General features: G+C 71.1%; 23 protein-coding genes. 10 read left to right on the top strand and 13 right to left on the bottom strand.

All coding sequences use genetic code 11. From position 1 onward, the window contains the following. Window positions 1-11: 11 nt before the first annotated feature. Both AB0A63_RS04150 and AB0A63_RS04145 read left to right on the top strand, forming a co-directional pair. Window positions 12-2,309, top strand: a complete 2,298-nt coding sequence (locus tag AB0A63_RS04150; protein ID WP_360385148.1) for a DEAD/DEAH box helicase — start codon at window positions 12-14, stop codon at window positions 2,307-2,309. A 501-nt stretch (window positions 2,310-2,810) separates the two neighbouring features. Then, window positions 2,811-3,581, top strand: coding sequence for an aminoglycoside adenylyltransferase domain-containing protein (locus AB0A63_RS04145; protein ID WP_360385146.1), 771 nt, complete (start codon window positions 2,811-2,813; stop codon window positions 3,579-3,581). Between the two features lie 535 nt (window positions 3,582-4,116). Here the strand turns inward: AB0A63_RS04145 and AB0A63_RS04140 are convergent. The 8 genes from AB0A63_RS04140 to ssd all read right to left on the bottom strand — a co-directional run bounded on the left by AB0A63_RS04140 (window position 4,117) and on the right by ssd (window position 10,125). Then, on the bottom strand, window positions 4,117-4,737 hold the full coding sequence (locus tag AB0A63_RS04140) for a bifunctional DNA primase/polymerase (RefSeq protein WP_360385144.1): 621 nt from the start codon (window positions 4,735-4,737) through the stop codon (window positions 4,117-4,119). A gap of 194 nt (window positions 4,738-4,931) precedes the next feature. Next, a complete protein-coding gene (locus AB0A63_RS04135) occupies window positions 4,932-5,369 on the bottom strand; it encodes an Rv3654c family TadE-like protein (protein WP_360385142.1) in 438 nt (145 codons plus the stop codon). Beyond that, window positions 5,366-5,665 (bottom strand): TadE family type IV pilus minor pilin, encoded by a 300-nt coding sequence (locus AB0A63_RS04130; RefSeq protein WP_360385140.1) that lies wholly within the window; start codon window positions 5,663-5,665, stop codon window positions 5,366-5,368. Before AB0A63_RS04130 ends, AB0A63_RS04135 begins: the two co-directional genes overlap by 4 nt. Before the next feature lie 10 nt (window positions 5,666-5,675). Next, entirely contained in the window at window positions 5,676-5,837 is a 162-nt protein-coding gene (locus AB0A63_RS04125; protein ID WP_360385138.1) for a DUF4244 domain-containing protein, read from the bottom strand. 13 nt (window positions 5,838-5,850) lie between these two features. Continuing rightward, complete coding sequence (locus AB0A63_RS04120) at window positions 5,851-6,378, bottom strand: type II secretion system F family protein (protein WP_360385136.1); 528 nt, start codon at window positions 6,376-6,378, stop codon at window positions 5,851-5,853. Beyond that, complete coding sequence (locus AB0A63_RS04115; protein WP_360385134.1) at window positions 6,375-7,139, bottom strand: type II secretion system F family protein; 765 nt, start codon at window positions 7,137-7,139, stop codon at window positions 6,375-6,377. The genes AB0A63_RS04120 and AB0A63_RS04115 overlap by 4 nt, the downstream gene beginning before the upstream one ends. Continuing rightward, window positions 7,133-8,239, bottom strand: a complete 1,107-nt coding sequence (locus tag AB0A63_RS04110) for a TadA family conjugal transfer-associated ATPase (protein ID WP_360385132.1) — start codon at window positions 8,237-8,239, stop codon at window positions 7,133-7,135. Before AB0A63_RS04110 ends, AB0A63_RS04115 begins: the two co-directional genes overlap by 7 nt. A gap of 851 nt (window positions 8,240-9,090) precedes the next feature. Further along, window positions 9,091-10,125: a septum site-determining protein Ssd gene (gene ssd / locus AB0A63_RS04105; RefSeq protein ID WP_360385130.1), complete on the bottom strand. Its 1,035-nt coding sequence runs from the start codon at window positions 10,123-10,125 to the stop codon at window positions 9,091-9,093. 437 nt (window positions 10,126-10,562) lie between these two features. Between ssd and AB0A63_RS04100 the strand changes: the two genes are divergently transcribed. The 4 genes from AB0A63_RS04100 to AB0A63_RS04085 all read left to right on the top strand — a co-directional run bounded on the left by AB0A63_RS04100 (window position 10,563) and on the right by AB0A63_RS04085 (window position 16,397). After that, on the top strand, window positions 10,563-11,357 hold the full coding sequence (locus AB0A63_RS04100; RefSeq protein ID WP_360385128.1) for an HAD-IB family hydrolase: 795 nt from the start codon (window positions 10,563-10,565) through the stop codon (window positions 11,355-11,357). A 651-nt stretch (window positions 11,358-12,008) separates the two neighbouring features. Further along, window positions 12,009-13,661: a glycoside hydrolase family 3 protein gene (locus tag AB0A63_RS04095; RefSeq protein ID WP_360386600.1), complete on the top strand. Its 1,653-nt coding sequence runs from the start codon at window positions 12,009-12,011 to the stop codon at window positions 13,659-13,661. Next, window positions 13,658-14,866 (top strand): DUF1343 domain-containing protein, encoded by a 1,209-nt coding sequence (locus AB0A63_RS04090; RefSeq protein WP_360385126.1) that lies wholly within the window; start codon window positions 13,658-13,660, stop codon window positions 14,864-14,866. Before AB0A63_RS04095 ends, AB0A63_RS04090 begins: the two co-directional genes overlap by 4 nt. A 7-nt stretch (window positions 14,867-14,873) precedes the next feature. After that, window positions 14,874-16,397, top strand: a complete 1,524-nt coding sequence (locus tag AB0A63_RS04085) for a serine hydrolase domain-containing protein (RefSeq protein WP_360385124.1) — start codon at window positions 14,874-14,876, stop codon at window positions 16,395-16,397. On the opposite strand, the gene AB0A63_RS04080 is transcribed toward AB0A63_RS04085, so the two are convergent. Next, on the bottom strand, window positions 16,380-17,717 hold the full coding sequence (locus AB0A63_RS04080) for a PLP-dependent aminotransferase family protein (RefSeq protein ID WP_360385122.1): 1,338 nt from the start codon (window positions 17,715-17,717) through the stop codon (window positions 16,380-16,382). The genes AB0A63_RS04085 and AB0A63_RS04080 overlap by 18 nt on opposite strands. 50 nt (window positions 17,718-17,767) lie before the next feature. On the opposite strand from AB0A63_RS04080, the gene AB0A63_RS04075 reads away from it, so the two are divergent. The 3 genes from AB0A63_RS04075 to AB0A63_RS04065 all read left to right on the top strand — a co-directional run bounded on the left by AB0A63_RS04075 (window position 17,768) and on the right by AB0A63_RS04065 (window position 20,115). Next, window positions 17,768-18,214: a carboxymuconolactone decarboxylase family protein gene (locus AB0A63_RS04075; protein ID WP_360385120.1), complete on the top strand. Its 447-nt coding sequence runs from the start codon at window positions 17,768-17,770 to the stop codon at window positions 18,212-18,214. Window positions 18,215-18,286: 72 nt separating this feature from the next. Then, on the top strand, window positions 18,287-19,207 hold the full coding sequence (locus AB0A63_RS04070; protein WP_360385118.1) for a MurR/RpiR family transcriptional regulator: 921 nt from the start codon (window positions 18,287-18,289) through the stop codon (window positions 19,205-19,207). Continuing rightward, window positions 19,204-20,115: an N-acetylmuramic acid 6-phosphate etherase gene (locus AB0A63_RS04065; RefSeq protein ID WP_360385116.1), complete on the top strand. Its 912-nt coding sequence runs from the start codon at window positions 19,204-19,206 to the stop codon at window positions 20,113-20,115. The genes AB0A63_RS04070 and AB0A63_RS04065 overlap by 4 nt, the downstream gene beginning before the upstream one ends. Here the strand turns inward: AB0A63_RS04065 and AB0A63_RS04060 are convergent. From AB0A63_RS04060 to AB0A63_RS04050, 3 genes are read right to left on the bottom strand one after another with little or no spacing between them, the layout of a single operon-like run. Continuing rightward, a complete protein-coding gene (locus AB0A63_RS04060; protein WP_360385114.1) occupies window positions 20,104-21,228 on the bottom strand; it encodes a globin domain-containing protein in 1,125 nt (374 codons plus the stop codon). The two genes, AB0A63_RS04065 and AB0A63_RS04060, sit on opposite strands and share 12 nt — an antisense overlap. 11 nt (window positions 21,229-21,239) lie before the next feature. Beyond that, window positions 21,240-21,674, bottom strand: a complete 435-nt coding sequence (locus AB0A63_RS04055) for an Rrf2 family transcriptional regulator (protein ID WP_360385112.1) — start codon at window positions 21,672-21,674, stop codon at window positions 21,240-21,242. 38 nt (window positions 21,675-21,712) lie between these two features. Continuing rightward, window positions 21,713-22,153, bottom strand: a complete 441-nt coding sequence (locus AB0A63_RS04050; RefSeq protein WP_355559845.1) for an Lrp/AsnC family transcriptional regulator — start codon at window positions 22,151-22,153, stop codon at window positions 21,713-21,715. A gap of 106 nt (window positions 22,154-22,259) precedes the next feature. Between AB0A63_RS04050 and AB0A63_RS04045 the strand changes: the two genes are divergently transcribed. After that, window positions 22,260-23,075 (top strand): tryptophan 2,3-dioxygenase family protein, encoded by an 816-nt coding sequence (locus AB0A63_RS04045; protein ID WP_360385110.1) that lies wholly within the window; start codon window positions 22,260-22,262, stop codon window positions 23,073-23,075. Between the two features lie 54 nt (window positions 23,076-23,129). Here the strand turns inward: AB0A63_RS04045 and AB0A63_RS04040 are convergent, their stop codons facing one another. Further along, window positions 23,130-24,338: an RNA-guided endonuclease TnpB family protein gene (locus AB0A63_RS04040; RefSeq protein WP_360385108.1), complete on the bottom strand. Its 1,209-nt coding sequence runs from the start codon at window positions 24,336-24,338 to the stop codon at window positions 23,130-23,132. Between the last annotated feature and the right edge of the window lie 28 nt (window positions 24,339-24,366).

The raw sequence follows: 24,366 nt of genomic DNA, 5'->3' as shown, positions 1-24,366 counted from the left end.
AAGCTCGGGTCGTGGTGGATCAGGGACGCCGGTTGCTGGACCGGGTGCTGGCGGGCACGCCCGCCGGGGAGTCGCCCCTCACGCACGCGCGCGATCTCCCGTTGCGGCGGGCTGATCACGTGCAATGGCCGTCGTGGGCGGCCTCGGCGGTGGTCGAGGCGTTCGCGGAGACGGGGGTGCGCGAGCCGTGGCGGCACCAGGTCGAGGCGGCCGAGCTGGCGTGGTCCGGGCGGCACGTGGTGCTCGCCACGGGCACCGCGTCGGGCAAGTCGCTCGCCTACCAACTGCCGGTGCTTTCCACTCTTTTGGCGGACACGAGGGCCACCGCGCTGTACCTGTCCCCCACCAAAGCCCTTGGCGCGGACCAGCTCCGCTCGCTCGACGAGCTGGGGATCAAGGGGGTGCGCGCGTCGGCCTACGACGGTGACACCCCGATGGCCGAACGGGACTGGGTGAAGGCGCACGCGAACTGGGTCTTCACCAACCCGGACATGCTGCACCGCTCAATCCTGCCGCAGCACCCGAAATGGTTGCGGTTCTTCCGCAGGCTGAAGTACGTGGTGATCGACGAGTGCCATTCCTACCGAGGTGTTTTCGGTTCGCACGTGGCGTTGTTGATGCGGCGGCTGCGGCGGGTGGCCCGCAAATACGGTGCGGACCCGATCTTCGTTTTGGCATCGGCCACTGTGGCTGATCCTTCCGCTTCGGCGGAAAGGCTGCTGGGCGTGCCGGTGTCCGCTGTCGTGGACGACTTCTCACCGCGTGCCTCGCGCACGGTGGCGTTGTGGGAGCCGCCGCTGACCTCTTTGGAGGGCGAGAACGGCGCGCCGGTGCGGCGGTCGGCGGGCGCGGAGACGTCGCGGATCCTCGCGGACCTGGTGGTGGAGGGTGCGCGGTCGCTCGCGTTCGTGCGCTCGCGGCGCGGTGCCGAGCTGACGGCGCTGGGCACCCAGCGGATTCTGTCCGAAGTGGATGGTGAGCTGCCCGCGCGGGTGGCCGCCTACCGGGGCGGGTTCCTGCCGGAGGAGCGGCGGGCGCTGGAGAAGGCGCTGTCCACGGGCGACCTGCTCGGCGTGGCGACGACGAACGCGCTGGAGCTGGGCGTCGACATCGCGGGGCTGGACGCCGTGGTGGTGGCGGGTTTCCCGGGCACCCTGGCGTCGTTCTGGCAGCAGGCCGGTCGCGCCGGGCGGTCCGGTGACAGCGCGCTGGTCGTGTTCGTGGCGCGGGACGACCCGCTGGACACGTACCTGGTGCACAACCCGGCGGCGGTGCTGGACCGGCCGGTCGAGGCGACCGTGCTGGACCCGATGAACCCGTACGTGCTCGGGCCGCAGCTGGCCTGCGCGGCCTCCGAGATGCCGCTGACGCGGGACTGCCTGCCGGACTTCGGCGGCGAGCTGGCGGAGTCCGTGCTGGCCGAGCTGGTGGCGGAGAAGCTGCTGCGCAAACGGCCCGCCGGCTGGTACTGGGCCTCGCACGACCGGCCGCACGCCGGGGTGGACATCCGCGGTTCCGGCGGCGAGCAGGTGGCGGTGGTGGAGGCCGACTCCGGCCGGATGCTCGGCACCGTCGACCCGGGATCGGCCAGCTGGCAGGTGCACCCCGGCGCCGTCTACCTGCACCAGGGCCGCTCGTACGTGGTCGACGAGCTCGACCTCGACAGCGGTCTCGCGCTGGTGCACCGCGAGGACCCGGAGTGGACGACCCAGCCGCGCGACTGCGTGGACATCACCGTCGTGCGGGAGGTGGAGCGGCAGGAGTTCGGCGGTGTGACGGTGTCGCTGGGCGAGGTGGAGGTGACCACGCAGGTCGTCGGCTACCTGCGCCGGCTGCCCTCGGGCGTGGTGCTCGACCAGATCCCGCTCGACCTGCCCGAGCAAACCCTGCGAACCCGTGCGGTCTGGTACACCGTCGACGAGTCGCTGCTGCTCGCCGCGGGCGTGGAAGCGAAGCGGACCCCCGGCGCACTGCACGCCGCCGAACACGCGGCGATCGGCCTGCTGCCGCTGTTCGCGACCTGCGACCGGTGGGACATCGGCGGCGTGTCGACGGCCGCGCACCCGGACACCGGCATGCCGACGGTGTTCGTCCACGACGGCCACCCCGGCGGCGCGGGCTTCGCCGACCGCGGCCACTCGGCGCTGCGGGCCTGGCTGTCGGCGACCCGCGCGGCGATCAAGGCCTGCACGTGCCCGATGGGCTGCCCGTCGTGCGTCCAGTCCCCCAAGTGCGGCAACGGCAACGACCCGCTGGACAAGGCCGGAGCGGTGCTGGTGCTGGACGTGGTGCTCGGGAAAATCACCTGACCGGTGCCGTCGCTCGTGGCTACGGTGTTGGTGTGAACGCAGGTAGCTGCAACGCGACTGATCGGACCCGCCGCTTCTAGGTGCGGCCGAGTCCGGACCTCCGCCGTGCCATGCGCGGGTGGATCGCTGCGCCGTGCCTTCCGGCGCGGCCGGTTCGACGCTCCGCTGTGCCTTCCGGCGCGGCCGACTTGATGCTTCGCCGTGCCACTCGCGGCTGGTGGACCGCTCCGGCGTGCCCTCTGGCGCGGCCGACTCGACGCTTCGCCGTCCTACTCGCGGCTGGCGGACCATTTGACCGTGCTCTCCGGCGCGGACAGCTCGACGCTCTGCGTGCCACGCGTGCGGGTGGACCGCTGCCGTGCCCACCGGCGCGGACGACCCGGACCTCCACCGTTCCACGTGCGCGGCTGGTGAGCCGCTCCGCCGTGCCCTCCCGCGCGGCCGACGCGACGCTCTGCCGCGCCCGTCCCCCTTCTCGCCACGGGTTCCTTGGAGTCTGCCTTGTTCACGCCGTTTGCCGACCTCGACGCACTGCTCGACGACTTCGTCGCGTCGGTGCGCACCATCCTCGGCCCCACCTACGTGGGCGCCTACGTCCAGGGCTCGTTCGCCCTCGGCGCCGGGGACGTCCACTCCGACTGCGACTTCATCATCGCCTGCACCGAGCTGCCGTCCGGTGCCGCGCTGGAGGGTCTGCGGGTCCTCCACGACGAGATCCCCACCCGGCCGGGCCGCTGGTCGACGGAGATCGAGGGCTCGTACGCCGACGTCGACTCGCTGCGGTCGGTCGCCGGTCTTGGCGTTCCGTGGCTGTTCAACGACCACGGCAGCCGCACACTGGAGTGGGACCTGCACTGCAACTCGCCGCACGCGCGGTGGATCCTGCGCAACCACGGCATCGTGCTGGACGGCCCGCCGATCGAGTCGCTGGTCGACGAGGTCCCGCCCGAGGCGCTGCGGTCGTCGATGCGCGCCGCGCTGCCGCACGTGCTGGAGGGGATCCGCGGCTGGGCCCCGATGGGCAACGCCTGGACACAGCGCTACATCGTCGCCGCGTACTGCCGGACGCTCTACACCATCCACACCGGGGAGGTGGAGTCGAAGCGCGGCGCGCTGCTGTGGGGGTTGAAAATGCTCGATCAGCGGTGGCACCCGCTGATCGAGCAGGTCTTGGCGGACCGGGACCTCGGCTGGGACGCCGACGCGGTTCCTCGTCCGGGGAGCCTGGAGCAGACCTTCGCCTTCGCGGCCTGCTGCGAGCTCCTGTTGTAGTGCTTCCCGCGGGGTCTGCGGGGTCGCCCCCGCAACAGGCACTGCGAGCTGCGGCGAAACCGCGTCAGCGGTGAGCAGCATTGCCTGCTTCGTGGGCGCGCGCCGCGGGCTCACGGGTACCCGCGGCGCGCGCTCTCCACGTGCCGAACACTGTGTTCCCGCCTGCTACCGCATCTCGACCGGATTCCGTGGAACATCGGCGGAATCTGGTTGTCCGTCCGAGCAGGACACGCGGGAGGCGACGGTGTCGACTGCTGTGGGACGAACTCCGGGGAGGAGCCGGCTTCGCCGATCGCGGCAGTGCAGGTGCTCTGCCACTAACGTTCCTCGGTCCGGTCGTGCTGCGGGAGGCTGTCCTTCGGGGTGCGTGTTCGGCTTTTCTGCCCTCTCCTGCGACCTCCCCCGAAGTGCGGGTGCGGAGGCAGGTCGTCGGATCGGGCTTGGTGGAACGGCCGTGCAGGGCATCGCCTTCGGGGTTGTCGGGGAGAGTCCACGACGACACCCAGCACGGCCGGGCTCTACATGTAGTTGTGTGTCAGACGGTTTCGAGCTGGAAGCGGGCCGGGGCGTGCAGCGCCTCGGCGAGCGCGTCCTGCACGACGTGCGCGTCCGGCAGGTTCCAGCCGCAGATCGACGGCTTGACCCGCCAGTGCACGACGCCGTGCGCCATCGGGGTGGGCGGCAGCGGGATGTACTCGCCCTGGCCGTACAGGTGGACGTCCGAGTTGTTGGCCAGCTCGGCGTTCAGCTTCGAGCCGGACTTCACCATGAACATCCACCGGCCGGACGGGGTCGCGGCGATCGGCACGGGAACGCTGATCGACCGCAGTGCGACGGCCGCGCGGCGGCCGAGGTCGGTGCCGACCTCGATCGCGTCCACCGCGTGGCCGGTGGCGAGGAGGAGGCTGTAGGAACGGCCCGCCCACCAGGTGGCGACCTGGTCGGACCGGGTGCCGACGCGGTCGACCCAGTCGCGGTGGACCGGGATGGGTCCGTGGAGCTCGAGCCCGCTGCGGCCCGCCCACTGCGTCACACCCTGCTCGGAACCGGCCGGGTACGTGCCGGGCAGGACGGGCCAGCCGCGGTACGCCAGGCTCACGGCCTCCGCACGCAGTTCGATGCGGAAGGCCCCGCGCCAGCTGTCCGACCAGTCCATCTTCCTTCGCCTCCAAGGCTCTTGGCTCGACATCGACGTGGTGCCGGTGTTCGTAGGACACCGCGTCGGTGCCGCCACTACAACTAACGACACCGGGGCCGGGCTTGGTAACCCCCGCCTCGACAACTGGTCGGTACGGCACGGCGAGCGTGCTTCGGCTGAACGGGGAACCGAACTGTCAACAATTGGTTCGATCACCGTTCAGCATGTCCAGGCACGGGTGTGAGTCCGCTCACCGCCGATGAACGACCGCTCGTCGTGCTCCAAACGCTCTGATCTTCAGCCGGACCTGCTCTCGACCGAGCACTGACCGGGCCGAACGGCGTAGCCGCCGACACCTCGACGACCACCTCCCACCCGTTCACCGCACACGAGCCGAGCTCGCCACCGTTCTGCCGCGCAACGCGTTCCGCCTGCTCACACGCGTGCTGATCACCTTCGGCAAGACGAGCGGCAGCCGCGAGGGCGGCCAGATCGGCGGCGCCGGTCACCCGGTGCCGTGCGATGACCGCCGCGCCGAACTGCGCACCCGCCGCTGTGACGACGACCAGCAGCAACATCGCCATGACACCGCTCACCGCAGCCGATCCGCGCTCACCGCCAAGCGGTTCGCCGCTCGTCCCGCCGTTCACCGCGGCTCCACGACGGCGAACGCGGTCGCGGTGAGCAGCACGCCCAACGGTCCCCGCTGCCGCACGAAGACGCGCACGGCATCGCCCTCGTCCTGGAACTCCGCCGTGGCACCGGGTGCGATCTGCGCAACGGCTTGGACCCCGCGCTGCCGTTCGCCGCGCGCCGACAACCGCGCCGCCTCGCGCGCCGCGTCCGTGCACCGGATCTGCTCGATCACCGCCGTGAGGCTCGCGGCCGCGAGTCCCATGGCGATGAGCAGTGCGCACACCGCGACCGCGGCTTCCACCGTGACCATGCCCCGGTCGTCAGACCGCCGACAGCGCACGCTGTATCAGCCCTTGCAACAGGTCCTGCACGAAGTCGCTCGTCACGACCGCGTAGATCACACCCGCGAGCGCCGCCGCGGCGAGCGTGCCGATCGCGTACTCGACCGTGCTCATGCCGCTGTCGTCCTTGAGCAGTTCCATCTCGTTCGCCCTTCTAGTGGAGGATCTGGCCGGCCAGCCCCAGCACCACCGGCAGCACGCCGAGGCACAGGAAGGCCGGCAGGAAACACAGTGCGAGCGGCGCGGCCACGGCCACCGCGGCCCGCTGCGCCTTCGCCTCGGCCTGGTCGACGGCATCGGCGCGCGTCCGTTCGGCCAGCTCGGCGGCCTGCTGCGCGAGTGCCGCCCCTGACCGCGCGGTCCTGCGCGCGGCCCTGGCCAACGCCGCGGTCGCGGGGTCGTCGAGCGCCGTCGCCCACGCCGTGACCGGGTCCGCACCGAGCCGCAGCAGCTCCGCGACCCGGCCGAGCCCGTCGACGCGGACCGCCGCGATGGCCGTCGGTACCGGCAACCCGGCTTTGAGGCACGCGGCCAGCAGGTCCCAGGCGGCGGCCCGTTCGAACGGCCCGTCGGCCTTGCGCGGTGCGGGTGGCGGGTCGTTGGCCCGTGGCCGGAGGCGGTCGAGGGGACGTCGTGGCGGAGGTGCGACGAGCACCGCGAGGGCCAGGAGCAGGTAGGTCATGGCTCGGTGATCCGTTTCGTCCACCACAGGCCGGTCGCCAGGAGCACCGCGCCGGCGACGAGCAGCACCTGACCGGCCGGGGTGCCGGTGAGGACGCCGAGCGGTCGTGCTCCGCTGAGCTCGCCCAGCAGCACTCCGAACACCGGGAGCCCGGCCAGGACCAGCGCGCTCGCCCGCGGGCCTGCCATGCGGGCCCGCACCTGCCGTGCGAAGGCCAGGCGCCGGTCCAGGTCCGCCTTGGTCGCGTCCAGCACGTCGGCCAGCGCCACCCCGTGCCGGGCGGAGACGCGCCAGGCCCTGGCGAGCTGGTCCACCGCGGTTCTGAGCAGCGGCTGGTCCAGCTCCCGCAACGCCCTCTCGACGTCACCGCCCCGCCTGGACGCGGCAGCCGCGGTCCGCAGCACCTCGTTCGCCGGCGCGGGCGTGTCCTGGGCGGCGCCCTCCGCTGCCGCTGCCGCGTGGGCCCCGGCCCTGAGCTCGTCGACCACGCCGCCGAGTCCGTTGCTCAACGCCTCGGTCGCGGCGTTCTGGGAGCGCTCTCGTCTGATGCGCCTGACGATCCGCCCGACGGTGACGGCGACGACCGCCGCGGCGAGCAGGCCACCGAGGCCGGTGGTCAGGTAGACCGCCACGGCTGCGGCGAGCACCCAGAACCACTTCGGCACCGGGACTCCGCGGGCGGCAGCGGGTCTCAGCCGTCTGATGGGCTTGACGTGCGGCCACACCAGCAGTGCCGTCGCGAGCAGGAGCAGGCCTACCACGGCTTCTCCTTCCACCCGTGCTCCTTCGTCCACAGTGGATGGACGACGAGTCCGTTCTCCGTACGGCTGAAGGCGCCGATCTCGGCCAGTTGTCGTTCGCCGGTGTCGCAGCGGCGCATGTGCAACACGAGCCGGACCGCCGCGGTGACCTGGCTGTGCAGCGCTTGGCGGTCAAGCCCCGCCAGCGCTCCCAGCGCTTCGAGCCGGGCGGGCACCTCGGCCGGTGAGTTGGCGTGCAGGGTCCCCGCGCCACCCTCGTGGCCGGTGTTGAGCGAGGTGAGCAGCTCACGCACCTCCGCGCCCCTGACCTCGCCGACGACGATCCGGTCCGGCCGCATCCGCAACGCCTCGCGCACCAGCTCGCGAACGGTCACCTCCCCCGCGCCCTCGACGTTCGGCGGGCGTGCGACGAGCCGCACGAACTGCTCGTGATCCGGGCGCAGCTCGCCGGCGTCTTCCACGCACACGATCCGTTCGTTCGGCGGCACGCACCCGAGCAGCGCGGACAGCAACGACGTCTTGCCCGAGCCGGTGCCGCCCACCACGAGGAACGCCATCCGCCTGCGCACGACGGCCTTCAGCGTCCCGGCGATCTCCGCGTCGAACGTGCCGAGGTCTTGCAGCGCTTGGAGGTCGTGGGTCGCGGGGCGGAGGACGCGCAGGGACAGGCAGGTGTGGTCGGCGATCGGCGGGAGCACCGCGTGCATGCGCACCCCGCTGCCCGGCAACCAGCCGTCGACGCACGGCGAGGCGTCGTCCAGCCGCCGACCTGCGGCAACCGCGAGGCGCTGGGCGAGCCGGCGGACGGCGTCCTCGTCGGGGAAGACGACGGCCGTGCGGCGCAGGCCGTCCGGGCCGTCGACCCAGACCTGGTCGGGTGCGGTGACCAGGACGTCGGTGGTGCCGGGGTCGGCCAGCAGCGGGTCGAGGGGGCCGGTGCCGCTGAACTCCTGGCGCAGGACCTGCAGCGCTTGCAGGACATCCGCGTCGGCGAGGACGCCGCCCGCCTCCGAGCGGACCGCCTGGGCGACGACCGCGGCGGTCATCTCGGCGTCGGTGCCCGCGAGGCGGTGGCGGACGCGGTCGATGAGGGTGGTCATGCCGGGGTCGCCGGTCCGGGGCGGTGGGCGTGGCGGCCGTACGGGATCTCGTTCGCGCGGTGGGTGAGGCGGAGCCAGGTTTCGGAGCACCAGGCGAGGAAGCGGGTCATGGGGAGCTCCTTCTGGGTGGGTGGTGCGGGACGGCGGGAGTGGGCGGGGATGGCGAGGGCTGGGCTGGGTGGCAGGAGCCGGGGCGGATGGCAGGGGCGGGCTGGGTGACGGGGGCCGGAGTGGCAGAGGGCGGGGTGGGTGGCGCGGAGCGGGCGACGCGGAGGTCGGCGGAGCGCGGGGTGAGACGAGGGCAGGGGCGCGGGGCGGGGTTGCGAGGGCCGGAGCGAGGGCGGAGGTCGGGTGGCGGAAGCGGAGTGGCGGAGTGGCGGGGAGCGGACTGGCGGGGAGCGGGCGATGCGGAGGTCGACGGCGGCGCAGGGTGAGACGAGGGCGGGGTGAGGCGCGAGGACGGGTGGCGGGCAGCGGGCGAGAGCCGGTGCAGGGCGAGGGTTTGGCGCGCGGTGTGCGGTGCCGGGACGGTGGGTGTGGCGTAGGCCGGTGCGGTTGGCGGCTGGATGCGTTGCCAACGCGGGAAAGGCGGTTGGTGGCGTGCGAGAACGGCCTTGGTCGCGCGCCGCCCACGCGCGGGGAGGCGGCCGCGGGCAGGGCGGCGCTCTGCGGCGCGGAAGCGTTGGTGTGCGGCGGTTCGCGAAGGCGCGGCGGGGGCGGGTCAGGGTGGGGGCTTCACGAATTTGTACGGGGGTTTGGTGGTGCGGCCGTACAGGGCGAGGTTCAGCAGCATGCGGGCGTAGGTGCGGATGCGGAGGGAGAGGTGGAGGCGGGGCATCGGGGACGGCCTTTCAGGGGTGGAGGGACTGCAGGATCAGGCGGGCCGTGGTGGCGAGGGGGCCCTTGGGGTTGCGGGGGAGGTGGCCGCGGTCCAGGGCGGCGGGGAGGCCTGGTTCGGGGCGCATCTGGGTGAGCAGGGGGAGGCCGACGGCGGCGGCGATGTCGGGGGCGGACAGGCCCGAGGGGGACGGGCCGCGGACCACCAGGCGGGTGGGGGTGCCGTGGGTGCGGAGCAGGGTGGCGACGCGGGTGGCGGCGGCGGTGGCGCGGAGCTCTGCGGGGACGACCAGGACCGCGAGGTCGGTGCGGGAGAGGGCGGCTGTCGCGGCCGGGGTGGGGTGGCGGGGGAGGTCGCAGACGGTGGTGCAGCCGGAGCGGCGGGCCGCGTCGAGGACCGCGGACACGGCCTGTGGTTCCGGGGGTTCGGCGGTGCGGTCGCAGGACAGGACGCTCAGTGCGCCGGTGGTGGGCAGGGCGGCGCGCAGGGAGGACATGGGGACGCGGCCGCCGGAGCAGTGGACGGAGGGCCAGCGGGCGCCGGTGGCCGACTCGGCGCCGAGGGTCAGGTCCAGGCCGCCGCCGAGCGGGTCGCAGTCGACGAGCAGGGTCTCGGTGCCGGTGGTGGCGGACTCGCGGGCGCAGGCGGTGGCGAGGACGGAGGCGCCGGCGCCGCCGCGGCCGCCGATGACGGACAGGACGCGGCCGGCGTCCGAGGGCGGGCCGTCGCGGACGTCCGTGAGCAGGGTGACGAGGGCCTCGGCCTCGGTGGGGAGCTCCAGCAGCGCGGCGGCGCCGACCGCCACGACCAGGGGCCATGGCGGGTCGCCGCCGTGCACGACCACGACGCCGGGGCGGCGCGGGAGGTCGGCGGCCACGCAGGCGGGCAGTGCTGCGGCGTCGAGGACCACCAGCGGTGCGAAGTGCCAGGACAGGCGCAGCGCGGGGACGTCCGGCGCGCAGGACAGCGGGCAGTCGGCGGCTGCCGCGAGGCGGAGCACCTCGTCGAGCAGGTGCGGGTCGGTGAGCAGGGCGAGGGGGTGGGTCATGGGATGAACGGTCGTCGGTCGTGATGAACGACACAACGGGGTGAAGATCGAGATGTGGACGAATCGCGGGATGTGGACAAGTCGCGATCTTCAGGCGTCGGCGGGCCCGGAACTGTCGGGGGTGTGTGCGACGCTGGGAGGTCGGGCCGCGGTGGCCGCAGAGGTCCAGTCGAGGTCACCGGGAAACGTGCCCGGGATATGGGACGACCCCCGCCAGGGGGGAGGGACGGGGGTCGTCAATGGTTCAGTCCCGGGGGGTCGGACTGAACCCGTCCGTCGAACCGGACTCTCCTACTGTATCCCCATGCGCCAGTGCCGCGCGCAACTTCCGCTACAGCCGTGGGGCAAGTTTCGGTAACCGTGCGGCAACACCGTTTTGTCCACCGGCGAAATGCCGCCCGAACGGCCTACTGACCAGTACACCTAAGCTGAGTCCCATGAGCCGGACCGCCGCCTTCTTCGACCTCGACAAGACCGTGATCGCGAAGTCGAGCACGCTGGCGTTCAGCCGTCCCTTCTTCCAGGAGGGGCTGATCAACCGCCGAGCGGTGCTGAAGAGCGCGTACGCCCAGTTCGTGTTCATGCTGGCCGGTGCGGACGCGGACCAGATGGACCGGATGCGCGCGCACATCACGGCGCTGGCGGCGGGCTGGGACGTCGAGCAGATCCGCAGCATCGTGAGCGAGACCCTGCACGACATCGTCGACCCGCTGGTCTACAAGGAGGCGACGCAGCTCATCGCCGACCACAAGGCGGAGGGCCACGACGTCGTCATCGTCAGCGCATCGGGCGAGGAACTGGTCGCCCCGATCGCACAGCTGATCGGCGCGGACCACTCCGTCGGCACCCGGATGGTCGTGAACGGGGGCCGCTACACCGGTGACGTCGACTTCTACTGCGCCGGCGAGAACAAGGCGGTGGCCATCAAGCAGCTCGCCGCAGAACGCGGGTACGACCTCGCCACCTGCTACGCCTACTCCGACTCGGTGAGCGACATCCCGATGCTCGAGGTCGTCGGTCACCCGAACGCGGTGAACCCGGACCGCGGCCTGCGCCGGATCGCCGTCCAGAAGGACTGGCCGGTGCAGGTGTTCTCGGACCCGGTGAGCCTGCGCTCGCGCATCCCCACCCCGTCGGGCAGGACGGTCGCGGTCACGGCCATCAGCCTCGGTGCCGTCGCCGCCGCGGGAGCCGCCTGGTACGGCCTCCGGCGCAAGCGCAAGGGCGACTAGTCAAGGCTCGCGACCCGAAGAACAGCCATCGGGACGCGTACCGAGCAGTAGCGGCAACGGCGCGCACACGTGGTGCCCGCGTGGGTGCACACGTCTGCCCCGACAGCGGTACCCGGACGTCGGCACGACCGCGGAAACGCTGGAACGCCAGTGCTTTCACTACTGAACGTGGCTTGACCGGTGCACCCTTCCGAGCCCTTGCTGTGACCGGGCCCACGCACTTAAATAGGTGGTGCGGACCTCGGGTCGGCCAGGGACCTGGCGAAGAGGAGCCAGACTCCACCCCGGCGGAGCTCCGTGCGCGGACTTCGAGTACCCACGCGCAGCACGCCGCGGGAGGCTTGTCGTCTAGGGCCTGCGTACCGGGACGCCGGACGCCGAGGCCAGGGTTGTACGACACGAGTTGCACGCTTGGTAACTCGCAAGCCCGCGCTGAAGACGGGGCGCCCCATTCGTGGGGTGCCCCGTCTGCTTTTGTGTGAAAGCTCCGCGCGGACCCTGTGAAGAACTCGGCGCGTCGCCGGAATGCGCTCCCGTTGACCCATAGGCTTGGCGTCACTAACTTGCATAACAGGCCTGTTATCTCGTGGGAAGATCACCGGGAGGCACGACACCGTGCGGAAAATCGCCGCGCTCACCCTGGCCACCGCGATGCTCACGCTCGTGCCGGTACCGCGAGCGGACGCTTCGGTGATCACGCTGGGCGGCATGTCGCTGGAGGAGAAGGTCGGCCAGCTGTTCGTCACGTTCGTGAACGGCCAGGCAGCCGACGTCGCTCACCCGAAGAACCGGACCGACTTCGGCGTCGACACGCCCGCGGAGGTGGTGCGCAAGTACCACCCCGGTGGCGTCATCTACTTCAACAACTCCTCGCGCGACAACATCGACACCCCCAGGCAGATCGCGCAGCTCTCCAACGGCCTGCAGAAGGCGAGCAGCGTCCCGTTGCTCATCTCGACGGACCAGGAGATGGGTCTCGTCACGCGCATCGGCCCGCCGTTCAGCCAGCTGCCGGGCAACATGGCCCTGGGCGCGGGCCGGTCGGCGGAGGACGCCGAGGAAGCCGCGCGGATCACCGCGGCCGAGCTGCGTTCGATGGGCATCAACCAGAACTTCGCGCCGGACGCCGACGTCAACTCCAACCCGGCGAACCCGATCATCGGCGTGCGCAGCTTCTCCAGCGACCCGAAGCTCGCGGCCGAGATGACGAGGGCCCAGGTCGAGGGCTACGAGCAGCGCTGGTTCAGCCCCACCTCGGTCACCGCGACGGCCAAGCACTTCCCCGGTCACGGCGACACGTCCGAGGACAGCCACACCAGCCTGCCGGTCTCGAACCGCACGCTGGAGCAGTGGCGGGAGATCGACGCGCCGCCGTTCAAGGCCGCCATCGCCGCGAAGGTCGACTCGATCATGACCGCGCACATCCAGGTGCCGCAGATCGACCCGTCCGGCAACCCGGCCACGCTCTCGCCGCGGGTCATCACCGGTCTGCTGCGCGAGGAGCTCGGTTACGACGGAGTGGTCGTGACCGACTCGCTGGAGATGGCCGGTGTCCGCAAGCTGCACTCCGACGCCGAGATCCCGGTGCTCGCGCTGAAGGCGGGCGTCGACCAGCTGCTGATGCCGCCGAACCTCGGTCTCGCGATCAACAGCGTCATCGCCGCCGTGCGCAGCGGTGAGCTCTCCGAGCGGCGCATCGACCAGAGCGTGCTGCGCATCCTGAAGATGAAGCTCCTGCGCGGTGTCATGCTCAACGCCCAGGTCGACGCGGACGCGGCCGACCGGGTCGTCGGCTCCAACGCCGCCAGGGCCCAGCTCATCACCGACCGCACCATCACCGCGGTCCGCAACGACGGCCAGGCGCTCCCGCTGCAGGCCACCGCTCCCCTGGTCGTCGGCACCGGCGACGCACCGGTCGCGGCCCTCGCGACCAGGCTCAAAGCCGCCAAGGTCGTCACCGCCACGAGCCCGACACCGGCGCAGACCCAGCAGGCGCTGACGGCGGCCGCGAGCGCCGACAAGATCGTCGTGCTGACCAACAACCTGAGCACCCGCCCTGCCCAGCTCGACCTGCTGGCCAAGCTCGTCGCCACGGGCAAGCCGGTCGTCGCGGTGGCCACCGGCAACCCGTACGACGTCGCGCACACCGACGCGAAGACGTGGCTCGCCACCTACTCGACCACGGCGGTGTCGATGGAGTCGCTCGCGAAGGTCCTGCTCGGCGAGGCCAAGCCGCAGGGCAAGCTGCCCGTCGCGGTGCCCGGCCCGACCCCCTACCCGTTCGGGCACGGGGTGCCCTGGTGAGGCGACGGCACTTCCTCGCAGCCGGCGCGGCCCTGTCCGTCCCCCTCGCCACCACCGGGTCCGCGGCCGCCGACCGCAGGCTCACGACCGGCGCGCAGCGGCTGGCGCAGGACGGCTGGCGCAAGCTCAAGGGCCGCAAGGTCGGCGTGCTGACGAACCCGACGGGCGTGCTCACGGACCAGACGCACATCGTCGACTCGATGGTCGCGCACGACGCAAAGCCGACGGCGGTGTTCGGTCCGGAGCACGGGTTCCGCGGCACCGCGCAGGCCGGTGGTTCCGAGGGCGACTACCAGGACCCGCGCACCGGCATCCCGGTCTACGACGCGTACGGCGCGAACGCCACCAAGCTCGCGGCGATGTTCGCCAAGGCCGGCATCGACACGGTCGTCTTCGACATCGCGGACGTCGGCGCGCGCTTCTACACCTACATCTGGTCGCTCTACACGGCGATGCAGGCCGCGTCGGGCCTGGACTTCGTCGTCCTCGACCGCCCGAACCCGATCGGCGGCAGGGCGAACGGCCCGCAGCTCGACCCCGCGTACGCCACCGGTGTCGGCCTGAAGCCGATCGTGCAGCAGCACGGCATGACCGTCGGCGAGCTGGGCCGCTTCTACGTGGGCGAGTTCGGCGTCAAGACCCGCCTGGAGGTGGTCGACGTCCGCGACTGGCGGCGCGACCAGCTCGACACCGGCCTGCCGTGGGTGCCGCCCAGCCCGAACATGCCCACGCGGGACACCGCCCTGGTCTACCCCGGTACCTGCCTGTTCGAGGGCACCGTGCTGTCCGAGGGTCGCGGCACCACCCGCCCGTTCGAGACGGTCGGCGCTCCCGGCGTCGACTGGCGCTGGGCCGAGGCGTTGAACGCGATGGACCTCAGGGGTGTCCGGTTCCGCGAGACCCACTTCTCCCCCACGTTCCAGAAGTTCCAGGGCCAGACCTGCGGCGGCGTCACCGTGTCCGTGACCGACCCGCGCGAGTTCGACGCCATCAGGGCGGCCGTCGCCATGCTCGTCACCGCGAAGTCGCTGTACCCGGGCGTGTTCGCGTGGCGGCCGGACAACTGGATCGACAAGCTCAGCGGTTCCGACCGGCTGCGCACGATGATCGACGCCGGGGCGACCGCGGACGACGTGGTGGGCGCCTGGCAGCCGGAACTCCAGCAGTTCCGCCGCACCCGCCTGCCCTACCTGCGCTACCGGTGAGGACGCCATGCTCATCCCCGCACTGGCCGTCGCACTCGTGACGGTCGCCATCCCCGGCCACTTCGACCAGCCGCAGGACGGTTTCGCGCACGAGCGGACGACGCTGCGCCCGTCCAACCCGTACTGGGCGCACCTCGACCCGGAGCCGATCAACACCGCCCTGCGCCAGGTCCGCGACTTCACCCGGCCGCAGGCGAACGGCAAGCCGCTGTTCCCCGGCGCCGTCACGCTGTACGTGCACGACGGCAAGGTCGTCACGCACGACCGCACCGGGTACGCCGTCCTGTACCGGGACCAGCAGACCGAGCTGCCGGAGGCCGACCGGGTCGCGATGCGCAAGGACACGATCTTCGACCTGGCCTCGATCTCGAAGCTCTTCACGTCGATCGCGGTGATCCAGCAGGTCGAGCGGGGCCGGGTCGACATCGACCAGCGGGTGGCGCACTACCTGCCCGAGTTCGGCGTGAACGGCAAGCAGGACATCACCGTCAAGCAGCTGCTCACCCACACGAGCGGCCTGGAGCCGTTCATCCCGCTGTGGTCGCGGTTCCCGGACGTCCCGAGCCGCATCAAGGGCGTCATGGACGTGCAGCCGAAGTCCACGCCCGGCAGCACGTACGTGTACTCCGACCTGAACCTGATCACGCTCGGCGAGCTGGTCCACCGGGTCAGCGGCAAGAGGCTCGACGAGGCCGTGCGCGACGGCATCACCCGGCCGCTCGGCATGGCGGACACCGGCTACAACCCGCGGGACAAGGACCGCACGGCCGCCACGGAGTTCCAGGTCTCCCCGCCGCGCGGCATCGTCCGCGGTGAGGTGCACGACGAGAACGCGTGGTCCCTCGGCGGAGTGGCCGGTCACGCCGGCGTGTTCAGCACGGCCCGGGACCTCGCCGTCCTCGGTCAGACCGTTCTCAACGGCGGCACGTACGACGGCCGGCGCATCCTCAGCGAGCACTCCGTCGAGCTGATGCTCACGAACTTCACCCCGCAGTTCCCCGGCAACGCCCACGGCCTCGGCTTCGAGCTCGACCAGCGCTGGTACATGGGCGCGTTGAGCGGTCCCGGCACCGCGGGGCACACCGGGTACACGGGCACGTCGTTCGTGATCGACAAGGCCTCGCGCAGCATCGCGATCCTGCTGACGAACCGCGTGCACCCGTCCCGCGACTGGGGCAGCGTCAACCCCGCTCGCCGCGCCGTCGCCGACGGGCTGGCCGGTGCGCTCGCCGTGCAGTCGGGTGGGAAGCAGTGGCGGGCAACGACTTCCGGCGGCACGCTCACCGCGGACCGCCCGGTCGAGGTGTTCGTGGACGTCGACGAGGGCGACAGCCTGACCGTCCAGCACTGGGACGGCACGGCGTGGCAGGACGTCCGCACGATCACCACCACTGAGCGCCGATGGATTGCCACAGAACAGAAGAAGACGAGGTTCGTCTACACCAAGGCCGGTCAGTACAACGGCCGTGGCGTCTACGTCCACGCACGCGGCAACGTCACCGCCGAGGGCTGGTCAGCAGCACGCCGCTAGCGCCGAGGCGAACGTGTCGAGCGCCCGTGGGAACGCGGGCGCTCCGAAGCTCATGACCACCCCGGTCCGGTCGTCGGTGCTCGACGGATGCCGGAACCACGACAGCGGACTGACCTTCACGCCCAGGTCGCGCGCCTTCTGCACGATGGCCGTCTCGTGCGGGGTGTCCAGCACGGCGTGCATCCCGGCCGCGATGCCGGAGATCTCCACGTACGGCGAGACGGCCTCCACGAGCCGGGCGCGCCGCCGCTGGTACTTCAACCGCATCCGGCGCACGTGGCCGTCGTACGACCCGGACGCCAGGAAGTCGGCCAGCGTCAGCTGGTCCAGCATGCTGATGTGCTGCTCGCGGCTGGTCTTCAGCGCGAGCACCGGGTCGACGAACCGGTCCGGCAGCACCATCCACGCGATCCGCAACGCGGGCGTGAGCGCCTTGCTGGACGTCCCCAGGTAGACCACGTGCTCGGGGTCGAGGCCCTGCACCGCCCCGACGGGCTGCCGGTCGTAGCGGAACTCGCCGTCGTAGTCGTCTTCCAGCACAAGCCCGTTCACGCGCCGTGCCCACTCCACCGCCGACGCGCGCCGCCGTGGGTGCAAAGGGCCGCCCAACGGGAACTGGTGCGCGGGCGTCAGAACGCAGGTGCGCAGCTCGTCGGGCAGTTGTTCGGTGTTCGCGCCGTGGTCATCCACCGCCAACGGCACGGTCGACGTCCACAGCGACCGGTGGAACCCCAGCCCGTACTCCTCCACGACCACCGGCGGCGCCAGCAGCCGGTCGAAGATCTGCACGGCGCCGCCGAAGCCTGAGCACACCACGATCCGCTCCGGGTCGGCCCGCACGCCCCGCGCCCGCGCCAGGTACTCCGCGAGCGCCGTCCGCAGCTCGATCCGCCCCTGCGGGTCGCCGGGCCCGAACGCCTCCGCCGGTGCCGCCATCAGCGCCCGCCGCGTCGAGCGGACCCACTCCGCCCGCGGGAACTCGGTGATGTCGGGCGTGCTGACGGTCAGGTCGTACCGCACGTCGTCGGCGACGACCCGGCGCACCACCTGCGGCGGCGGCGCGACCCGTTGCGCGACAACGGTTCCCGAGCCCTGCCGAGCGGTCAGCCAGCCTTCGGCCACCAGCTCGGCGTACGCCTCGGCCACGGTGTTGCGCGCGATCCCCAGGTCGGCGGCGAGCGAGCGGGAGGCCGGCAGCCGCGTTCCCGGTGGCAGGCGCGCGGACCGGACCGCGTCCCGCAGCGACGCCGTCAACCGCTGCCGCACCCCACCCGGACCGGACAGGTCGAGGTGGAAGTCAAGATTGGCCCACGATTCCACGACCAGATTGCACCATGTCGAGGGCCAATGAGCGCCCTAGTTTTGTCCACATGACGAACCGAATCGACCTCGCCAAGAAGGCGCCGAAGGTCTACCGCGCCATGATCGCCCTCGACGCCGCTGCCCGCGAGGGCCTCGACGAGCAGCTCGCCGAGCTGGTCCGCATCCGCGCCTCGCAGCTCAACCACTGCGCCTACTGCCTCAACATGCACACCGTCGACGCACGGAAGGGCGGTGAGACCGAGGCCCGCATCTACCTGCTCAACGCGTGGGAGGAGGCGGGCGACGTCTACACCGAAAAAGAGCAGGCCGCGCTGAGGCTCACCGAGGCCATCACCGTCCTGAGCAGCCACGAGTACGTCAGCGACGAGGTCTACGAGCGGGCAGCGCAGCACTTCGACGAGGAGGAGCTGGCGCAGCTCATCGCCCTCATCTTCACGATCAACTCGTGGAACCGGATCGCGGTGTCGACCAGGAAGAAGCCCGACGTCCGCTGAACGGCTGGCCGAGAGGGTGACTTTCGGACACACTCCGTTGACCCTGGGGGTGGCGGTTAGTAAGTTTCCCACGTGTCCACTGAGAGCAGTGCCGAGTCCAGTCCGCTGGTGAAGATCCGGTCGTTGCTGCCGGGTCTCGCGCGCGCCGAGCAGCGCGTCGCCAAGGTGGTGCTGGAGAACCCGGCCACGGTCGCTCACCGCAGCATCACCGAGGTCGCCGAGCAGGCGGGCACCAGCGAGACCACGGTGACGCGGTTCTGCAAGGCCATCGGCGTCGGCGGCTACCCGGAGCTGCGCATCGCGCTGGCCGCGGACACCGCCCGCAGCCAGGCCAGGGCCAACCACGACATGGGCGGCGACATCGGCCCCGGCGACGACCTCCGCCAGGTCGTCGGCAAGGTCGCGTTCGCCGATGCCCGCGCCGTCGAGGAGACGGCGGAACAGCTGGACGTGGAGTCGCTCGCGAAGGTCGTCGAGGCCGTCGCGGGCGCACGCCGCGTGGACGTCTACGGCTTCGGCGCCAGCGCGTTCGTGGCGTTCGACCTCCAGCAGAAGCTGCACCGCATCGGGCTGACCTGCTTCGCGTGGAACGACACGCACATCGCGCTGACCTCGGCCGCGGTGCTGACCGAGGCGGACGTGGCGGTGGGCATCTCGCACACCGGCTCCACCTCGGAGACCGTCGAGGCGCTGCGCGTGGCCCGCGAGACCGGGGCCACCACCGTGGCGCTGACGAACTTCCCGCGCTCGCCGATCACCGAGGTCTCCGACCACGTGCTGACCACGGCGGCGCGCGAGACCACGTTCCGCTCGGGTGCGATGGCGAGCCGCATCGCCCAGCTGACCGTGATCGACTGCCTGTTCATCGGCGTCGCCCAGCACCACGTGGACACGGCGAAGACGGCGCTGGAGGCGACCTACGAGGCGGTGTCCGGCCACCGGCTCGGAGCCAGACCGGACGGACGCCGGCGGCCGCGGGAGACGACTAAATGACCTCGCCCCGGAACGGTGTGGTGGTGCACGTGGAGTCTCCGACCGAAGGGCGGAACCCGCGCACGGCCGACATCGACCGGGTTCCCACGATCGACGTGCTGCGGATGATCAACGACGAGGACCGCACGGTCCCCGCCGCGGTCGCCGCGGTGCTGCCGGAGCTGGCGCGCGCGGTCGACCTCGGCGTCGCCGCGATCTCGGCCGGCGGCCGGGTGCACTACGTCGGCGCCGGCACCTCCGGGCGGCTGGCCACGCTGGACGCCGCCGAGCTGGTGCCCACGTTCAACGCGCCGTCCGACTGGTTCGTCGCCCACCACGCCGGTGGATCGGAGGCGCTGGTCCGCGCGGTCGAGGAGGTCGAGGACCACTCCGGCGCCGCCCAGATCCGCCGCCACGCCACCGCCGGGGACCTGGTCGTGGGCATCACGGCGTCCGGGCGCACGCCGTTCGTGATCGGTGCGCTGCAGGAGGCGCAGGCGCTCGGCGCCCACACGGTGCTGATCTCCAACAACGCCGCCGTGCCGATCACACCGGACGTGCTGGTCGCGCTCGACACCGGGCAGGAGGCGATCGCCGGGTCGACGCGGATGAAGGCGGGTTCGGCGCAGAAGCTGGTGCTGACCTCGTTCTCGACGGCGGTGATGGTCAAGCTCGGTCGCACCTACTCGAACCTGATGGTCAGCATGCGCGCCACCAACGCCAAGCTGCGCGGGCGGACGATCCGGATTCTGCACGAGGCCACCGGACTGCCCGAGAACGCCTGCGAGAAGGCGCTCGTGGACTCGTCCGGTGACCTCAAGGTCGCGCTGGTGCACCTGCTGTCCGGGGTGCCGACCGAACGGGCGGCCGCCGCGCTGGAGGACAGCAAGGGCCACGTCCGCGACGCGCTGGACCGGCTAGCCGGCTGACACGAGGTCCGGCCCGAACACCTCGTAGTGGACGTCGGTGACACCTGCGACGAGGAGCTGGGCCCGCACCGCGCGCAGGAACGGCACCGGCCCGCACAGGTACGCGGTCGTGTCCGGCGGGACCTCGATGCCGCTCAGGTCGACGAACCCGGTCCGCTCGGCCGGCCACTCCCCGATCGGCCGCTCGTAGAAGACGTGCGCCTGCCCGTCGGCGAGCTTCGCCACGAGCTGGCCGAGACCGGCGCGGAACGGGTGGCTGAGCTGGTCGCGGTCGCCGTGCACGGCGATGACCCGCCGCGGTGAGCCGGTGGCCGCGAGCTCGGCGAGCATCGAGATCATGGGCGTGCAGCCGATGCCGGCCGAGGCGAGCAGCACCGGGCCGTCGCCGGGCTGGAGCGTCACGTCACCGGCCGGCTGGCTCAGCCGCAGCGTGCTGCCCACCGGCGCGTGGTCGTGCAGGTGGTTCGACACCTCGCCGTCGCGCTTCACGGAGAACTGCAACGCGTCGTCGGTGCGCCCGGAAAGGCTGTACTGGCGGATCTGCCGGGCACCGTCGGGCAGCGGGACCTGCACCGACACGTACTGACCGGGCTGGCTCGCCGGCACCGGCCCGTCGACCGGTCTGACCACGAACGTCACCACGTCGTCGGTCTCCTGGAAGCGGGCGATCACCCGGTGGTCCTGCTGGCCCGTGGGCAGGAACCGCTCCAGGCCGATCAGCGTGTCGGCCATCAGCCAGTAGACCTCGCTCCAGGCGGCGGCGACCTCGTCCGACACGGCCAGGACCTCGGCGACGGCACCGAGGAGGTGCTTGTGCACCACCGCGTACTGACCGGGCGTGACGCCGACCGAGACGTGCTTGTGGGCGATGCGGCGCAGCATCGCGTCGGGCCGCTGCCCGGCGAGCAGGCCGGACGCGAAGGCCGCGACCGACCCGGCGAGCGCCTGGGCCTGGGTGCCGTTGGCCTGGTTGCCGCGGTTGAACACGTCCCGCAGCAGGATCGGGTGCTCGGCGAACATGCGCCGGTAGAAGAGCGTGCTGATCTCGCCGATGGCGGCGCCGACCGCGGGCAACGTGGCCTCGACCAGCTCGGCGGACTTCTCCGACAGCATCGACGTGCTCCTCACTTCAGCCCCAGGCTGAGCAGAACCGGACCGGTGGGCCGGGCGACGAGGTCTCCGACGGACAACGGGTCGAGCGAGGCGTAGAACGCCTCCTGCGCCTGGCGCAGGGCGTGGCGCAACCGGCAGGCCGAGCTGAGCGGGCACCGCAGCTCGCCCTCGCAGTCCACGACGTCCCCGACGCCTTCCAGCTCGCGCATCAGCCGGCCGATCGACACGGCCCGGCCCTGCGCGGTGAGCGTCAGGCCACCGCCCCGGCCGCGTCGCGCCTCCACGACACCGAGGTGCTGCAGCTGCGCCACGACCTTCGCCGCATGGGTGTACTGCACGCCCATGACCGCGGCGACGTCCCGTGTGGTCGGGTGCTCCGAGCCGTCCACGACGGCAAGCCTCATCACGATCCGCAGCGCGATGTCCGTGCTCTTCGTCAGCCTCACCCGACCGAGGCTAGCTTAATTTGAATCTGAGATTCCACTTATCCCGGCAGCACCGGACGCCACGGGATCGGCGTGGACAGCACCATTGCGCTGGACGTCTCACCGTGCGACGCCAACCGGACCAGCAGGCGTTCCAGCTCAAGGATGGACGTGGTGACGACCTTCACCACCGAGCAGATGTCACCGGTGAGCCGCACGACCTCCACGACCTCCGGCAGGTCGTCCAGCAGCTCGGGGTGCACGGTGATGCACCGCGGCCCGTAGCACTTCATGCGCACCAACGCGACGACCGGACGCCCCACGACAGTCGGGTCGACCACGGCGCGATAACCGGTGATCGCACCCATGTTCTCCAACCGCCGCACGCGCTGAGCGACCGTCGGCGGCGACACGTGCACCCGCCGCGCCAGCTCGTTGTACGACAGGCGCGCATCCTCTTGGAGCGCCTCCAACAGGGCCTTGTCCACGTCGTCCAACATGAACGCAAAGCTACTCGGCTCTCCGCTTTGCGATTGGCAGAGATTCGCGTCGAACGCCTTTCGACGCCCATTCAGGTGACGCGCACTTCGAGCCAGGATTGAGGGCATGAGCTGCCCCGTGTCCCCCAAGCTGGATTTCGGCGGCACCACGCCGTACGAGGACTACGTGCACGCGTCGGTGCTGCACACCCTTCAACAGCAGTGGTCCAAAGATCCCCGTGAGATGTCGTTCCTGGTCATCACGCAGGTGATGGAGCTGTACTTCGGCCTGCTCTGCTTCGAGTGGCGCCAGGCCCAGACCGAGCTGCGCGCCGACGACCTGCGCGCTGCCGTGCGCACGCTGCGCCGCTCCGACCTGCACCTGCAGGCGCTGTCCGCGGCGTGGCGCCCGATCGCGCGGATGACGCCGACCGAGTTCAACTCCTTCCGCGACGCCTTGGGCGAGGGCTCCGGCTTCCAGTCCGGCATGTACCGCGAGGTGGAGTTCCTGCTCGGCGAGAAGTCGGCGTCGATGCTCGTGCCGCACCGCGCCGTGCCCGCGATGCACGCGCAGCTGGAGGAGTCGCTGTCGAAGCCGTCGCTCTACGACGACGTGCTCGCGGCCTTGAAGCGCCGTGGTTTCGGCATCCCCGCCGAGGTGCTCGACCGCGACCTCACCAAGGCCTACGAGCCGTCCGCCGAGGTGGAGCAGGTGTGGGCGGCGATCTACCGCGGCGACGACCGCGACCTGCTGGAGCTCGGCGAGGCGCTGACCGACATCGCGGAGGAGTTCGCGCGCTGGCGCTACGACCACCTGCTCGCGACCCGCCGTTCGATGGGCGCGAAGGTGGGCACGGGTGGGTCCGCCGGTGTTGCATGGCTGGAGAAGCGCACCCAACGAGCGGTGTTCCCGGAGCTGTGGACCGCGAGGAGCTACGTTTGACTTCGCCCTCGTCCCAGGGACGCGGACTCCCACCCGCCGTGAGGCGGACAGCGCTCAAGCGCTGTGCCTCGCGGCACGGGCTTCCTGTTTCACCGCTGATCGCGGAGGGGAAACCCCTTGCCGTCTGACATCAGCTCCGCAGGCATCGCCCGGCGTTGCCCGGGCTACGGCTCGACCAGCCGCAAGGATGTTCTTCGCCGCGTTGTGGTCCCGGTCGTGCCGGGTGCGACAGGTCGGGCACGTCCAGTGCCGGGTGGAAAGCTCCAGCTCGACGAGCCGGTGACCACAGGTGGAACAGGTCTTGCTGGACGGGTACCAACGGTTGATCACCACCAACGTGCGGCCGGCACGTTGGCACTTGTACTCCAGCTGTCTCCGAAACTCGCCCCAGCCCGCGTCGGCGATAGCGCGGGAAAGCCGGCGGTTGCGCATCAGGTTTCCGATCGACAGGTCCTCGATGGCGATCAGAGCGGCTTTGCGCACAAGTGCGGTCGTGGTGCGGTGCAGGAAATCTTTGCGACTGTCGCGGACTTTGCCATGAGCACGAGCGACTTTGACCTTCGCCTTGCGCCTGTTGTTGCTGCCGGGCCGACACCGAGCCATCCGGCGTTGGTACCGGGCCAAGTTCCGCGCCTTGTGGGCGAAATGCCGCGGATTGGCGATCCGCTCGCCGTCACTGGTCACCAGGAAGTTCGTGACGCCGAGATCAACACCGACCTCGCACACCGTCGACGCGACAGGTGCGCGCACATCCGCCTCGACTGCGAATGTCACATACCAGCGGTCATCGGAATCTCGAGAGACCACCACCGTCGTGGGATCGAGAGTGGCCAAGTCCACCTCGTCGTACGACCAGACGAATGCCAAGGACGCGTTGGTCTTCGCCAGGGTCAGGACACCTTCGCGCATGCGGAACGCCGACCGGGTGTAGTGCGCACTCTGACGACCGGTTCGAGACTTGAACCTCGGACGACGGGCGCGTCCCGCGAAGAAGTTCGCGAATGCCGCATGTTGGTGACGCAGGGTTTGCTGCAACGGAACGGAGGACACCTCACTCAGAAAGGCCAGCTCCTCAGTGCGTTTCCACCGGGTCAAAGCAGCATCGGTTTCTCGATACGAGGTGGAAGCGCCATGCAGACGGTAACGGCTCTGCCGTTCGCTCAAAGTCTTGTTCCACACCAGGCGGACACACCCGAAGGTGCGGACCAGCCCGGTGATCTGTTCTGCACTCGGATACGCCCGGCACTTGTACGCCGTTCGCACGAAACACAGCGTACTGCATTCGTCACAG

Source organism: Lentzea sp. NPDC042327, assembly GCF_040647275.1.
GTDB lineage: Bacteria > Actinomycetota > Actinomycetes > Mycobacteriales > Pseudonocardiaceae > Lentzea.
This window is presented reverse-complemented; position numbering and strand designations above follow the sequence as displayed.